Here is a 14,590-nt window from a genome sequence, read left to right as displayed (position 1 = left end):
ATGCGAAAAGACAAGGCGGATGGACGTCCCAAGGGAACCAAACGTTTAACCCTGCATATGCTTCCAGAGTTCGTAGATATCCTCTTCTTCCGCCGGCCGCACCGGCTGGTAGGTAAAGGTCATCTGCTGTTCGGCGAGCGGCTTCCTGAGATCGGCATAGAGCGGCGCCGAGGTCAGGCCATAGGGCGTGCCATCCTCGTTGGAATAGGCATAGGCGATGTCGGTAATCCCGGCGATGCGCATGGCGGCAAGGCACATGGGACAGGGATGGCCGCTCGCATACATTTTCGCACCCTTGAGGATCGGCGACTGTCGCTTGTGGGAGGCGATCCGCACGGCCACCAGTTCGGCATGCGACGTCGGATCATGAGTTTCCATCACGCCGTTCACGCCGGTTGCGACGACCTCGCCATCCATCACCAGCACAGCGCCGAACGGCCGGCCACCGTGACGGACATTCTCGCGCGCCAGCGCAATGGCCTGCGTCATGAAACGATCATCGTCTGACATGGGTTGTTCTCCTATTTTTCCGGAGAGTGTGGACCCGAGGGGTTTGCGGCGTCAACTTTGGTTTGCCCCTCATCCGGCCTGTCGGCCACCTTCTCCCCGTTTGACGGGGAGAAGGACCGTGCCGCAAGCTCTGTCATCCCCTCTCCCGCAAGCAGGGAGAGGTTAGGGTGAAGGGCAATCACGGGCAGCATGGCTTTCGCAAACCCACCGATCACGTCGATGCCAGCGCCACAGCCGGCTGCAGGCGGGAGGCGTTGTAGGCAGGCAGGTAGCCGAAGACGAGGCCGGTGAGGAAGGCGCTGCCGAAGGCGAGGATGACGGGGCCTGGGGCGAAGCTGACGGCGATGCCGAAGGCCTTGGCGATGCCGCCGATACTCAACCCCAGCCCGACACCGATCAGGCCGCCGAGGGCGGAGACGACCAGAGCCTCGACAATAAACTGGGTGAGGATATCGCGGCTGCGCGCGCCGGTCGCCATGCGAATGCCGATCTCGCGCGTGCGTTCGGTGACGGAGACCAGCATGATGTTCATCACCCCGATGCCGCCGACCAATAGCGAGATGGCTGCGATCGAGCCTAGGAAGATTTTCAGGATGTTGGAAGTCTCGGTAAACGTCTCGCGGATGGCGGCTAGATTGGTGATCTGCGTGTCCTGCCGCTTGTGGCGCGTGTCGAGCAGGGCCTGAATCTGGTCCTGCGTCAGGTTGATGGCGCTGTCATCCTTGACCTGCACGGTGATGGAACGGACGTTTCTCGCGCCGAACAGGCGCAGGTTTCCGGTGGAGAGCGGCACCAGCACCGTATCGTCCTGATCGTTGCCGCCGGCCGTCGCCCCCTTCTTCGCCATGACGCCGATCACCTGGAACGGGATGTTCTTGATCAAGATATACTGGCCGAGCGGATCGGCGCCATCCGGAAACAGGGTGTCGGCGACCGTGCGGCCGAGGACCGCCACGCTGGCATAGGCGTCCATGTCGTCCTTGCCGAGAAAAGCGCCCTCTTCCACAGCCCAGGACTTGGCTTGAGGGAATTGCGGCACCGTGCCGTTGACGGTCGTCTGCGTGTCGAGATTGCCGGCCCGCGCCGTCAGCGAACTCGACATTTCCGGAACCGCGAAGCTGATATTCGGCAATTCGAGGATGGCGTCCGCATCGGAGGGAATGAGCGAGACGATGCTACCCCCTTCCCCGCCGCGGAAATTGGCCATGTTTGGCCGCACGACAAGAAGGTCCGAGCCCATGGCGGCGATGCGGCTCAGGACCGAATCCTGCGCGCCCGTGCCGATCGCCAGCATGGCGACGACGGAACTGACACCGATGACGATGCCGAGCAGGGTCAGGATCGTGCGGAAGAGATTGGCCCGCAGCGCCCGGAAAGACATGCGTACGGCTTCCGCGACATCGGTGACGATAGCCGCCTTGCCATCGGCCCTTGCCGGCAGCGCCGGCTTTGCCCGGCCGATCCGCCTGACGTTGCCGGGAATGCGATCGGCGACGATCAGGCCGTCGCTGATCTCGATGACGCGATCGGCCGATTCCGCCAGTTCCGGCGCATGGGTGATGATGATGACAGTGTGGCCGCGCTCGTTCATCTCGCGCAGGGTCGCCATGACCTCCTTGCCGCTCTGGCTGTCGAGCGCGCCGGTCGGTTCGTCGGCGAGGATGATCTGGCCGCCATTCATCAGGGCGCGGGCGATGGAGACACGCTGCTGCTGGCCGCCGGAGAGCTGGTTGGGCAGATGGTCGAGCCGGTCGCCGAGCCTGAGCGAACGCAGCAGCATTTCGGCCCGCTCCTCCCGCTCCCGCGCCGGCATACCGGCATAAATGGCGGGGATTTCGACATTTTCCTGGGCGCTGGCCGTCGGCACCAGATTGTAGCTCTGGAAGACGAAGCCGAACAATTGGCGGCGGCGGGCGGCGAGTTCATCCGGATCGAGATCCGAGACATTCTCGCCTTCGAGCAGGTACTGGCCGCCGGTCGGCGTGTCGAGGCAGCCGAGAATGTTCATCAGCGTCGACTTGCCGGAGCCGGAGGCGCCGACGATGGCGACGAATTCACCCGGCTGGATATCCAGCGACACGCCGCGCAGAACCTCGACGGCGACATCGCCGTTGACGAAGGTCTTGCGGATATCCTTCAGCGAAATGAGCGGGGTCATCGGCCGCCTCAGAACATCGGCGGCGGCATGCCGCGACGCGAATTGTTGCGGCTGGACGACGCGGCCTTGTCGGCCGAACCCGTTCCGACCACGACGGCGTCCTTTTCGTCGAGCCCACTGGTGATCTCGACGCGGACACGGTTGCGCACGCCGGTGTCCACGGTGCGGGTTTCGCGCGCGCCGGATGCCGTGACCACCGTTACCTCGCCGGACTTGCCATCCGCACCGAAGTGAACGGCCGCCGCCGGGACGGTCAGGACGTTTTCAGCCGAAGACTGTACGAAGAAGACCTGGGCCGTCATGTTCATCATCAGGTTGCCGTCGGGATTGGGCACATCGAACAGGGCGTAATAGAGCACGACATTGTTTTCGGTCGATGGCGTCGGCTTGATCTGGCGGAGCGTGCCGGGATAGCGCTTGCCCGGCTGACCGAGCAGCGTGAAATAGGCGTTCATGCCGATCTTCAGCTTGCCGACATCGGCCTCGGACACCTCGGCCTCGACGGTCATGGTCGAGAGATCGCCGATGGTGACGATGGTCGGGGCCGTCTGGTTGGCATTCAGCGTCTGGCCCTCCTTGGCGGAGGTCTCGACGATGGTGCCGGTCATAGGCGCATAGATCTTGGTATAGCCGAGGCTGATGCGGGCGTCCTTGAGGGTCGCCTGCTGCTTCCGAATCTGGGCCTTCAGCGCATCGACATTGGCTTCCGCCGTGGCAAGGGCGGCCACAGCCTCGTCCAGCGCCGACTGGGCGGCGCCATTGCTGGCGACGAGTGCGCGCTGGCGGATGAGATTGGCGGAGGACAGGACGACCTGCGCTTCCTTGTCGATCATCTGCGCCTGTAGATTGGCAAGTTCGGCCTCGGCGATCTCGATCTGCGTCTCGATAGAGGCACTGTCGATCTCGGCGATCAACTGTCCCTGCTTGACGCTGTCGCCGATCTCGACCTTGAGGCTTTTCAACTGGCCCGAGACCTGGGCGCCGACATCGACATCCTTGATCGGGCTCAAGAGGCCGGACGCGGTCACGCTGTTTTCGATATCGCCCCGCACCGGGTTTTCGGTGACGATCGTTTCGGCGGCGGTTTCCTTGCCATAGGTCGACCAGCCGTACCAGCCGGCCGCACCCGCAAGGATCAGGACCAGTGGCACCAGCCAGCGTGCTTTCGACCGCCGGCGCTTTCGCGGCACGAAGGCGGGTTCAGGCGTTGCGGCCGCCGTGGCCTCGACCGGGGCAATGATCTTACGGGTGGCATCCGCCATCTCAAGCATCTCTCAAACAAAGGCGGTCAACGGGCCGCGTGGTTCAGGATCTAGCTAGGATGCAACTACGCCAGAATGAAGTCCGGCGGCATGAAATGTTTGTAATCTTTCCACTTTCTGGTTTCGAAATGTTTCCGCAGCGCTCGCGATATTTCCGGCGTTGCTGAAACAACGAAAAAACCGGCGGGAGAGCCGCCGGTTTTCGCGAGGGTTTGCATCCGGGGAGGCCGGATCAATCGCAGACCCTGATACGCTTGACGACCAGGTTGCCGTAGTAATCGTACTTGCGGACCTTCTTGATCCAGCAATTCTGGACGTAGTGGCGCTTCTTGTAATAGTGGCGCTTGTGACCGTAGTAGTGATCGACGTTGTCGTAGCCGCCGTAATAGCTGCCGCCGCCGTAATAACCACCAGCCTGCGACGGTGCTGCGAACGAAAGAGCCGCGCCAACGGCAACGATGGAAGCAATGATCAGTTTACGCATGGTCGTCTCTCCTCAGATTGGCTGGATGAGCCCGCCTCATCCTTGAGACAGACAATCCCACAATCCGGAGAGTTGCGAAGTTCCAAAAGGAACAATGCAGACGGCGAGACGTATCGCTGGCTTAGCCCCGTCAGAACAGCTTCCACGCGATGGTGACCAGCGCCAACGCGATGACCCACAGCGCCACCCGGCCGGAGCGGCCGTGGCGGGCTTCCGAGCGGCCGATCGCCTCGGCGGTTTCGGCATCGAAGCGCAGGCCGTTTTCCGCCATGGCGGTGATCTCGCGGGAAAACTTCTCGGTCTTGGCGGCGATCTCGGGGGCTGCTTCCGCGAGGCGGACGGCAGCGTGGAAGGCTTCCTTCACATCGCCGACAATGCGCTTCGGTCCGAGATTATCGCGAATCCAGCCACCGACCACCGGCTCCGACGCCTTCCACATGTTGAAGCGCGGATTGAGCGTACGGGCAACGCCCTCGACGACGACCATGGTCTTCTGCAGCATGACCAGTTCCGGCCGCGTTTCCATTTCAAACAGCTGCGTCACCTCGAACAGCAGCGTCAGGAGCTTGGCCATGGAAATGGTTTCAGCCGGCTGTCCGTGGATCGGCTCGCCGATGGCGCGGATCGCCTGGGCGAAGCTCGCGGCATCGTGATGGGCGGGCACGTAACCGGCTTCGAAATGCACATCGGCCACGCGGCGATAATCGCGGGTGATGAAGCCATAGAGGATTTCGGCCAGGAACCGCCGCTCCTTTTTTCCGAGACGGCCGACAATGCCGAAATCGACGGCGACGATCATGCCCCTGGGATCAACGAAGAGATTGCCCTGGTGCATGTCGGCGTGGAAGAAGCCGTCGCGCAGCGTATGGCGCAGAAAGGACTGGATCAGCGTATCGGCGAGCGCATTCAGATCGTGACCGGCGCGGCGCAGGCCCTCGACGTCGGACATCTTGACGCCGTCGATCCACTCCATCGTCACGACATCGCGGCCGGTGCGTTCCCAATCGACCGTCGGCACCCGGAAGCCGGGATCATCCGCTGAGTTTTCACCGAGTTCGGACAGAGCGGCGGCCTCGAGGCGCAGGTCCATCTCGATCTTGGTGGTCTGCTCCAGCGTCTTGGTCACCTCGACAGGGCGCAGGCGGCGGGTATGCGGCAGGAAACGCTCCTGCAGCCGCGACACAAGGAACATCGCCTCCAGATCATGGGCGAAACGCTGGCGCACGCCGGGGCGGATAACCTTGACGGCGACCTTTGTGTCGATGCCGTCTTTGCGCACCACGGCCGGATGAACTTGGGCGATCGAGGCGGCGGCGATCGGTTCCCCGAACTGGACATAGAGGTCCGAGACGGGCCGGCCGAGCGAGCCTTCGACAGTCGCACGCGCCTCCTCGACCGGGAAGGTCGCCATGCGATCCTGCAGGAAGGACAGGTCATCCGCAAATTCAGCGCCGACCACGTCGGGCCGGGTGGCGAGGAATTGGCCGATCTTCACATAGGATGGGCCGAGGCGCTCGATGGCACGGGCCAGCCGGTCGCTGCGATCTTCATTCTTGGCGCGTCGGCGGGCAAACAGGCCGGCAAGGGACTGCGCGGCGCGCGGCAGCATCGGCAGGTTTTCCGACGGCAGTGCGGAGACCACGCCTTCGCGCACCAGCACCCACCCGATCCGGATCAGGCGCGCATAGGCGCCGGGCGTGCTCACGAGGCCCTGCCTAAGCACGGGGTTGGGCCTGAGCGCGGGGCAAGCCCCTCACAGCACTTCACGAGAATGGGCATCATGCGTCAGATCTTCCAGCCGGAATGGAGGGCCGCGATGCCGCCAGTGTAATTGGTGAAATTGACGCGAGAGAAGCCGGCCTTGGTGATCATGGCGGCGAAATCGCGCTGGTTGGGGAATTTGCGGATCGATTCCACCAGATACTGGTAGGGCTCCGCATCGCCCGTGACCATCTTGCCGAATTGCGGGATCGCGTTGAACGACCAGGCGTCGTAGACCTTGTCAAGCAGCGGCATGTCGACCTCGGAGAATTCCAAGACCAGGAGGCGGCCGCCACGCTTCAGTACGCGTAAGGCTTCGGAAAGCGCCACATCGATGCGCGGAACGTTGCGGATGCCGAAAGCGATCGTATAGGCGTCGAAGGAATTGGCCTCGAACGGAAGCTCCTCGGCATTGGCCTCGACGAAGGTGAGATTGGGCGAGAGGCCCTTCTTCTCGGCGCGCTCGGCGCCGACGGCGAGCATCGAACCGTTGATATCGAGCACGGTCGCGTGCGCCTTGCGGTCCGACGCCTCGACAATTCGGAAAGCGATATCGCCGGTGCCGCCGGCGACGTCGAGGACCTTGTAGTCCTCCGAGCGGCGCGGGTTGAGCGCCGCGATCATCGCATCCTTCCAGGCCCGGTGCAGGCCCATGGACATGACGTCGTTCATGATGTCGTAGCGCTTGGCGACCTTGTGGAAGACATCGTTGACGAGCGCCTGCTTTTCACCCTGGCCAACTTGGCGAAAACCGTAGGAGGTTTCCATGCCGCCATCGGCAGACGTCCGCTCACCTGTCATCAACACATACTCCGGTTCGATCTCATTTCGGCCGACCATAGCGAATTCGCCTGATCCACGCTATCTCTGCGGCGGGACTGGCCTGCGACATTGACGCCCGCCGGCCACCGCTGGAAAGTTTGCCCGCTGGAAAGCTGGCCCTCCTATAGGATATGTGCGCGACCAAGGGAATTGCCAAATGGCGCATGCCATCCGGCCGATGAAAAGGATATGAGACATGCCGGAACTTCCGGAAGTGGAAACCGTCAGGCGCGGCCTGACGCCGGCGATGGAGGGCTCGCTGCTGGTGCGGGCTGAGCTGCGCCGGCCGGACCTGCGCTTTCCCTTTCCCGCCGATTTTTCGGCGCTGGTCTCCGGTCGCCGTATTCTCTCGCTCGGTCGGCGGGCAAAATATCTGCTGATTGATCTCGAAGGCGGTGACGTGATCATCGCCCATCTCGGCATGTCGGGTTCGTTCCGTGTCGAGGAAGGCGCTGGCAGCGAGATACCGGGAGACTTCCATCATCCGCGTGGCAAGGACGAGAAGCATGACCATGTCATCTTCCACCTCGACACCGCAAACGGTCCGGCGCGTGTGATCTACAACGATCCGCGCCGCTTCGGCTTCATGGACGTGACCCGGCGCGAGGCACTGGCGAGCCATGCCTTCTTCCGCGAACTCGGCGAGGAGCCAACCGGCAACGTTCTCGACTCCGATTATCTCGCCCGGCGTTTTACCGGCAAGGCGCAGCCACTCAAATCCGCCCTGCTCGACCAGAAGAACATTGCCGGGCTCGGCAATATCTATGTCTGCGAGGCGCTCTGGCGCTCCGGCCTCTCGCCGATGCGCGCGGCCGGCACGCTGGTCGATGCGAAGGGAAAGCCCAAGACATCGCTGAAGCGCCTGACTGATGACATTCGCGCCGTGATCGCGGATGCGATTGCAGCCGGCGGCTCCTCGCTGCGCGATCATATCCAGACCGATGGCACGCTCGGCTATTTCCAGCATTCCTTCTCGGTCTATGACCGCGAGGGCGAGCCGTGCCGCACGCCGGGCTGCAGCGGCACTGTCGCGCGCGTCGTGCAGGCGGGGCGCTCGACCTTCTATTGCCCGGAATGCCAGAAATAGCTTAGCCGACAGCCGACTCCCGCCGCCCAGTTTTGCAAAATAGCGCGTTGACGGGAGCCATGTTTAAGGCTATATGCCGCCCACAGTTTGGAAAGCCGCTCCAAGGTTTTCCGATATTGCTCCCTACTTGCACGGACGACAGGTCGCAGTGACCCGGCACGGCGGTAGAGAGTTTTTGTCAGATTTCGAAGAGAGACACCAAATGGCCAATACAACTTCGGCGAAAAAAGCGACCCGCAAGATCGCCCGCCGCACGGAAGTCAACAAGTCCCGCCGTTCGCGCGTTCGCGGCTTTATCCGCAAGGTCGAAGAAGCCATCGCTTCGGGCGATCAGGCACTGGCCCAGGCAGCCCTGAAGGCAGCCCAGCCGGAACTGATGCGCGCCGCCACCAAGGGCGTGCTGCATGCCAACACGGCATCGCGCAAGGTGTCCCGCCTGGCCGGCCGCGTAAAGGCCCTGTCGGCTTAATCCGGCTCACTAAATTTTCGTTAATCGATAGCCCGGCCTTACAGCCGGGCTTTTCGGATTCAAGCTTCAGGCGTCCGGCATGGTTAACCGGTCGTCCGTGATTATGTCACCGCAATGACATAAATTTTGACGTGAAAACAATGACTTGTCGGAGGAGCCCAGCGAGTGCGGTGCACAAGCAGGGGCCTGTTAAGGTGTGTGGCGAGTCAAGGGAATTTTTATTTTTTTTGTTTTTCGCCAGCTAACTTCTGTCCCAAAATTGAAAGCCCTTGATTCAAAAGCGATTCTCTCCGGGCGACCTTTCGCCCATGCAGGACACGCTATGAGAGTCAACGCCCGACCTCTCGCAAACCGTAAAATTCGCGATTGATCTTGTGTCACGATCCTGCCTAAATGCCTCCCACAGAAGGCGCGGGATAATCCTGTGGACGAATGAAAAGGCCACCTTTCAACGGGCGGTGCAGTTTCACTTCAACCTTCTGTGACGGGGTGGTTCCACAACGTTCCATCAATCAGAATTGGATGTTTTCAGCCGCGCAGGCCTCCTGCCCGGAATGCGTCATTGCATTTTCTGGTTGCAGGAAAGGAAGCCCCCTTCGAGATGCTATCCGGACGCCCGCCATGGCTCTTGCCGTACGGTGCCCGGATGTCCGCCGAATACGGATGAGGACGTATTGCGGCGGATTGGTCTGACCATCTGTAACGAGGGTTGGGAGGGCCGGGTGAAAAGTGCAGTCGGACGCGCGGGTTTTCGCAAGGGAACCCAACCGTCCCGGATGTGAAACCGTACAAGCGGGACAAGCGTTTGGCTGGCAGCCGGACGGTTTTGTACGGAAACCATGCCGGAGAGGGAAATGAGGATCCTTCGGCGACATGGGGAGCGTTTGAACCCGGCGGCATGCCTTGAAAGGGCCGTGCGGAACGAACATTAAGAGTTGATGCCGGCAGCAATGGCGGTATCGCGCATGATATTGGAAGGCGGCAATATGCTTGGTAATTCGGTGACGGCGGCGATCGTATTCGAGAATAGGGAGAATGCGCGTCAGATGGCTCAGCAATCTGACGCTTCCGCGGGGGACAACGGCGACATGAAGCAGAACGCGCTTTTCGAACGGGTCAGTGCGCGTCTGAAAGCCCAGGTCGGTCCCGATGTCTTTGCCAGCTGGTTTGGCCGGCTGAAGCTTCATTCAGTTTCCAAGAGCGTCGTGCGGCTGTCCGTGCCGACGACCTTCCTCAAATCCTGGATCAACAACCGTTATCTCGATCTGATCACCAGCATCGTGCAGCAGGAAGATCCCGAGGTTCTCAAGGTTGAGATCCTGGTTCGTACCGCGACACGCAGCAGCGCCCGCCCAGGCCTGCAGGACGATGCGCCGCAGATCAGCCATGCCGGCGAGACGGCAACGCCGGCCTCGGCGCGCAAATCCGCGCCGCAGAGCGTTGCCCATCATGCCGCCGCGACCGTCAACAATCTGCAGAAAGCCCAGCCGGCAGCCGGTCCTCTGTTCGGCTCGCCGCTTGACCCACGCTATACATTCGAAAGCTTCGTCGAGGGTTCGTCCAACCGCGTCGCGCTCGCTGCCGCCAAGACGATCGCCGAAGCCGGTGCCGGCGCCGTGCGCTTCAATCCGCTGTTCATTCACTCGACCGTCGGTCTCGGCAAGACGCATCTGTTGCAGGCGATCGCCACGGCTGCCATCCAGAGCCCGCGCGCTCCGCGCGTCGTTTATCTGACAGCTGAATATTTCATGTGGCGCTTTGCGACCGCAATCCGCGACAATGACGCGCTGTCGCTGAAGGAAACCCTGCGCAACATCGACCTTCTGGTCATCGACGACATGCAGTTCCTGCAGGGCAAGTCGATCCAGCACGAATTCTGTCACCTTCTCAACATGCTGCTCGACAGCGCCAAGCAGGTCGTCGTTGCCGCCGACCGTGCGCCCTGGGAGCTGGAATCGCTCGATCCGCGGGTCCGCTCGCGCCTCCAGGGTGGCGTCGCCATCGAGATGGAAGGCCCAGACTACGAGATGCGTCTCGAAATCCTCAAGCGCCGTCTGGACGTCGCGCGCCAGGATGACCCGTCGCTCGATATTCCGGCCAATATCCTGAGCCATGTTGCCCGCAACATCACCGCGAGCGGCCGCGAACTCGAAGGCGCCTTCAACCAGCTGCTGTTCCGGCTGTCGTTCGAGCCGCATCTGTCAGTCGAGCGCGTCGACGAACTGCTCGGTCATCTCGTCAATGCCGGCGAACCGCGCCGGGTGCGCATCGAAGACATCCAGCGGGTCGTCGCTAAGCATTACAACGTCTCGCGACAGGAGCTCGTGTCGAACCGCCGTACCCGCGTCATCGTCAAGCCACGCCAGATCGCCATGTATCTGGCCAAGACCCTGACGCCGCGCTCCTTCCCGGAAATCGGCCGCCGGTTCGGCGGACGCGATCACACCACGGTGCTGCACGCCGTGCGCAAGATCGAAGATTTGATCACCGGCGACACCAAGCTCAGCCACGAGATCGAACTTCTGAAGCGGTTGATCAACGAGTAGACTTGGCTTTTTCTCCCCGCCGGGGAGAAGTGTCGAGTAAAACGAGGCGATGAGGGGCAACGGCATAAGCCGGCGCAAGCGCCACACTGAAATGGTGGCCTTCGGCCCCCCTCATCCGGCCTTCGGCCACCTTCTCCCCGCTGGGGAGAAGAGAGAAGTCGATGCCCCTCCCCTACTTCTTCCCCTTCGCGATCAGATGATAGAGCGCGCGGATCGCCTGTGCCTCACCGCCCAGCGGCGAGTGCGGGCGTTCGGATGGGGTCCAGCCGAAAATGTCGAAATGCGCCCAGCTCTTTGCCTTGGTGACGAAGCGCTTCAGGAACAATGCGGCGGTGATGGAGCCCGCCATGCCACCTGAGGGCGCATTGGTGAGGTCGGCGATCCGGGCGTTGATATCCTTTTCATAACCCTTGTAGAGCGGCATGCGCCACATCGGGTCATCGACGGTCAGGCTTGCCTCGGTCAGGTCATGCGCGAAATCCTCCTCGTCGGTGTAGAATGGCGGCAGGTCTGGGCCAAGTGCGACACGAGCGGCGCCGGTCAACGTCGCCATATCGATCAAGAGGTCGGTTTCGTCCTCGTCCGCATAGGCGAGCGCATCAGCAAGGATCAGGCGTCCTTCGGCATCGGTGTTGTCGATCTGCACCGTGAGGCCCTTGCGGCTGCGGTAGATGTCGCCCGGACGGAAGGCGTTCGCCGAGATCGAATTCTCGACGACCGGCACGATGACGCGCAGGTCGACCTTGAGCTTGGCGTCCATGATCATCAGGGCGAGGCCCATGACATTTGCCGCACCGCCCATGTCCTTCTTCATCAGGAGCATGGAGGCCGACGGCTTGATATCGAGGCCGCCGGTATCGAAGCAGACGCCCTTGCCGACCAACGTTACCTTGCGGTGCCCCTTCTTGCCCCAGCGCATTTCAAGCAGGCGTGGTGCCTCGGCGCTGGCGCGGCCAACGGTGTGGACGAGCGGGAAATTCTGTTTCAAGAGGTCATCGCCGGTGATGACCGACACGGTTGCCTTGTAATACTCGCCGAGTGCGCGAAACGCCTGTTCCAGCGCGTTCGGCCCCATGTCGTTGGTCGGCGTATTGATCAGGTCGCGAGCGAGGAAGACGCCGGCGATCTGGCGCTTGATATCGGCAGCATCCGCATCGGCCGGGATCATCAGCGTCGGCGCTTCCTTACCGGCTGCCTTGTAGCGCTCGAACGTATAGGAGCCAAGGCCGTAGCCGAGAGCCAGGCGATTGGCTGTCAGCGGCGCGGTTTCGACATGCCATTTTCCAGCGGGCAGCGTGCGTGCCAGCTTACCGGTGAGGAACGGCGCCTCCGATGGATTGGCACCGAGCCCGAACAGCGCTCCGCCGAGTTGCCCGTCTTCCGACGGCACCAGGAGAACCACACCTGATTCCGCCTTGAAGCCGGCCTTGCGAGCCCAATCCAGTGCGATCGGATCGATCGCGCCGAGCTCGATATGGGCCGGCGTCACCGCAAAGATCGGCAGGGTCTTACCGCCGCTTGTGTTGAACGGAGACGGGCGATCAATGAATTGATACGGGGCCATGGAAATCCTTGCAAAGAAAGCGGTGTAGAATCACCCGATTAACGCTCTGTTAGGGTTAACAGATTATTGCTGGAGTGAAGATTGCGCCGAATCTGTTGGGGAATGCTGCGGCGCTTGAACAAATGCTTAGGGGCATTGATCATGACGGCACGCAGACATCGGTCCTTTTCGACACATGGTATCCTCAAGGGAGCTTCGCTTGCGATTATCATTCTGGCGATCGCGGGATGCTCGACCCAGAAGAAGGAACTGACGACCGGATCGATCCCGCAGCCGCATTTTTCCAAGCCCGTCCAGTCGATGAACTCGACCGAACTTGCAGCGGCAGCCGAGAGCATTGGCAAGGCCTATGAACGTAATCCCAAGGATCGCGCAGCCGGCCTGAACTATGCCAACATGCTGCGGATGACCGGCCGCAACGATCAGGCGCTGGCCGTCATGCAACAGGTCGCCATCAACTTCCCCAGCGACCGCGAAGTGCTGGCGGCCTATGGCAAGTCGCAGGCCGCCGCCGGCCAACTCGAGCAGGCGCTGAACACGATCACGCGCGCACAGACCCCCGACCGTCCGGACTGGCGGCTGAAATCGGCAGAAGGGGCGATCCTCGACCAGCTCGGCCGCGCCGGCGAAGCGCGCCAGCGCTACCGCGATGCCCTCGATATCCAGCCGAACGAGCCGACCGTGCTGTCCAACCTCGGCATGTCCTATCTGCTCAACAAGGACCTGAAGACGGCCGAAACCTATCTGCGGCAGGCCGTCGAACAGCCCGGCGCCGACAGCAGCGTGCGCCAGAACCTGGCGCTTGCCGTCGGCCTGCAGGGCCGCTTCCAGGAAGCGGAAAAGATCGCCAGCGCCGAGCTTTCGCCCGCCCAGGCCGAGGCGAACGTCAAATATCTGCGCTCGATCATGTCGCAGCAGAATGCCTGGCAGAAGCTCTCCAAGGAAGACAACGGCACGAACTGAGCAGCGCCTTATCGGCTTGCCCTGACAAAATCGAGAAAGGCTCGCAGCGGACCCGGCAACTGCCGGCGGCTCGGGTAATAGAGAAAGAAGCCCGGATAATAGGGGCACCAGTCCTGCAGCACGCTGACGAGCTTTCCCTCGGCGATCGCGTCCGTCGCCTGGCTTTCGAAGACATAGGCGAGCCCTGCCCCCTCCAGCGCTGCATCGAGCATCATGTCCTGATCCCCCAATGTCAGCGGCCCCTGTACGTCGATATCCAGCCCGACGCCGCCACGCTCGAATTCCCAGCGATAGAATGAACCGCCGGCGAACCGGTAGCGAATGCAGGGATGATCCTTGAGGTCATGGGGCGTGACGGGGATTCCATGGCGCAGAATGTGCTCCGGTGATCCGACCACTGCGAACCGGTGACGTGGACCGATCGCCAGCGCGATCATGTCGGCCGCGATGCTCTCGCCGAAGCGCACGCCGGCATCGAAGCCACCCGACACCATATCGACCAGCGCATCATCGACGACGATCTCGACCTCGATATTGGGATGGGCCTGCAGAAACCGGGAGACCATCGGCAGGAGCACCAGCTTTGCTGCGGCGCGCGGTGCATTGAGCCTCAGCTTTCCCATCGGCTGGCCGCGAAAGGTGTCGAGTTCATCAAGCGCTGCATCGATGTCGAGAAAGGCGGGGCGGATGCGCTCCAGCAGCCGCTCGCCGGCCTCGGTCAGGCCGACCCCGCGCGTGGTCCGGTTTACCAGACGGACATCGAGCCTCTCCTCGATGGATCTCAGGGAATGACTGAGAGCGGAGGCCGTCACGCCGAGTTCGACAGCTGCCTTGCGGAAGCTTCGATGTTCGGCAATCGCCAGAAAAACGGCGAGATCGGCAGAACGTATCCGGCGCATTGATGAATTTTCCTCACTGAAACATGGAAGAGATATCGGCTTACCTCACTTATCATATGGTCCTA

Annotated in this window: 12 protein-coding genes; 4 read left to right on the top strand and 8 right to left on the bottom strand. The window is 62.0% G+C overall.

Annotation, left to right across the window (positions count from 1 at the left end):
• Positions 1–45 precede the first annotated feature (45 nt).
• The 6 genes from ASG68_RS16890 to ubiE all read right to left on the bottom strand — a co-directional run bounded on the left by ASG68_RS16890 (position 46) and on the right by ubiE (position 6,976).
• Positions 46–510 carry a nucleoside deaminase gene (locus ASG68_RS16890; RefSeq protein WP_062582339.1) on the bottom strand — a complete coding sequence of 155 codons (465 nt, stop codon included), beginning with the start codon at positions 508–510 and terminating at the stop codon, positions 46–48.
• 211 nt (positions 511–721) lie between these two features.
• Positions 722–2,668 (bottom strand): MacB family efflux pump subunit, encoded by a 1,947-nt coding sequence (locus ASG68_RS16880; protein ID WP_062582336.1) that lies wholly within the window; start codon positions 2,666–2,668, stop codon positions 722–724.
• An 8-nt stretch (positions 2,669–2,676) separates the two neighbouring features.
• Positions 2,677–3,930 carry an efflux RND transporter periplasmic adaptor subunit gene (locus ASG68_RS16875; protein ID WP_062582334.1) on the bottom strand — a complete coding sequence of 418 codons (1,254 nt, stop codon included), beginning with the start codon at positions 3,928–3,930 and terminating at the stop codon, positions 2,677–2,679.
• A 232-nt stretch (positions 3,931–4,162) separates the two neighbouring features.
• The gene (locus tag ASG68_RS16870) at positions 4,163–4,414 is read right to left on the bottom strand and encodes a hypothetical protein (protein WP_062582332.1); all 252 of its coding nucleotides are present in this window, start codon (positions 4,412–4,414) and stop codon (positions 4,163–4,165) included.
• A gap of 130 nt (positions 4,415–4,544) precedes the next feature.
• Positions 4,545–6,119, bottom strand: coding sequence for a 2-polyprenylphenol 6-hydroxylase (gene ubiB, locus ASG68_RS16865; protein WP_062582330.1), 1,575 nt, complete (start codon positions 6,117–6,119; stop codon positions 4,545–4,547).
• Positions 6,120–6,199: 80 nt separating this feature from the next.
• On the bottom strand, positions 6,200–6,976 hold the full coding sequence (ubiE, locus tag ASG68_RS16860; RefSeq protein ID WP_062582452.1) for a bifunctional demethylmenaquinone methyltransferase/2-methoxy-6-polyprenyl-1,4-benzoquinol methylase UbiE: 777 nt from the start codon (positions 6,974–6,976) through the stop codon (positions 6,200–6,202).
• Between the two features lie 217 nt (positions 6,977–7,193).
• Between ubiE and mutM the strand changes: the two genes are divergently transcribed.
• The 3 genes from mutM (at position 7,194) to dnaA (ending at position 11,099) form a co-directional block, all read left to right on the top strand.
• Complete coding sequence (gene mutM / locus ASG68_RS16855; RefSeq protein WP_062582328.1) at positions 7,194–8,084, top strand: bifunctional DNA-formamidopyrimidine glycosylase/DNA-(apurinic or apyrimidinic site) lyase; 891 nt, start codon at positions 7,194–7,196, stop codon at positions 8,082–8,084.
• Positions 8,085–8,286: 202 nt separating this feature from the next.
• Positions 8,287–8,553 carry a 30S ribosomal protein S20 gene (gene rpsT, locus ASG68_RS16850; RefSeq protein WP_062603558.1) on the top strand — a complete coding sequence of 89 codons (267 nt, stop codon included), beginning with the start codon at positions 8,287–8,289 and terminating at the stop codon, positions 8,551–8,553.
• 1,088 nt (positions 8,554–9,641) lie between these two features.
• Entirely contained in the window at positions 9,642–11,099 is a 1,458-nt protein-coding gene (gene dnaA / locus ASG68_RS16845; RefSeq protein ID WP_062582450.1) for a chromosomal replication initiator protein DnaA, read from the top strand.
• Between the two features lie 172 nt (positions 11,100–11,271).
• Here the strand turns inward: dnaA and ASG68_RS16840 are convergent, their stop codons facing one another.
• Positions 11,272–12,663 (bottom strand): leucyl aminopeptidase family protein, encoded by a 1,392-nt coding sequence (locus ASG68_RS16840; protein ID WP_062582323.1) that lies wholly within the window; start codon positions 12,661–12,663, stop codon positions 11,272–11,274.
• Positions 12,664–12,804: 141 nt separating this feature from the next.
• Between ASG68_RS16840 and ASG68_RS16835 the strand changes: the two genes are divergently transcribed.
• Positions 12,805–13,626, top strand: a complete 822-nt coding sequence (locus ASG68_RS16835) for a tetratricopeptide repeat protein (RefSeq protein WP_062582321.1) — start codon at positions 12,805–12,807, stop codon at positions 13,624–13,626.
• An 8-nt stretch (positions 13,627–13,634) separates the two neighbouring features.
• Here the strand turns inward: ASG68_RS16835 and ASG68_RS16830 are convergent, their stop codons facing one another.
• Complete coding sequence (locus ASG68_RS16830) at positions 13,635–14,525, bottom strand: LysR family transcriptional regulator (RefSeq protein WP_062582319.1); 891 nt, start codon at positions 14,523–14,525, stop codon at positions 13,635–13,637.
• Between the last annotated feature and the right edge of the window lie 65 nt (positions 14,526–14,590).

It is taken from the genome of Rhizobium sp. Leaf453, from assembly GCF_001425605.1.
Taxonomy (GTDB): domain Bacteria; phylum Pseudomonadota; class Alphaproteobacteria; order Rhizobiales; family Rhizobiaceae; genus Pararhizobium.
Note: the sequence above shows the minus strand (reverse complement) of the source record. Positions and strands in the feature narration are given on the sequence as shown.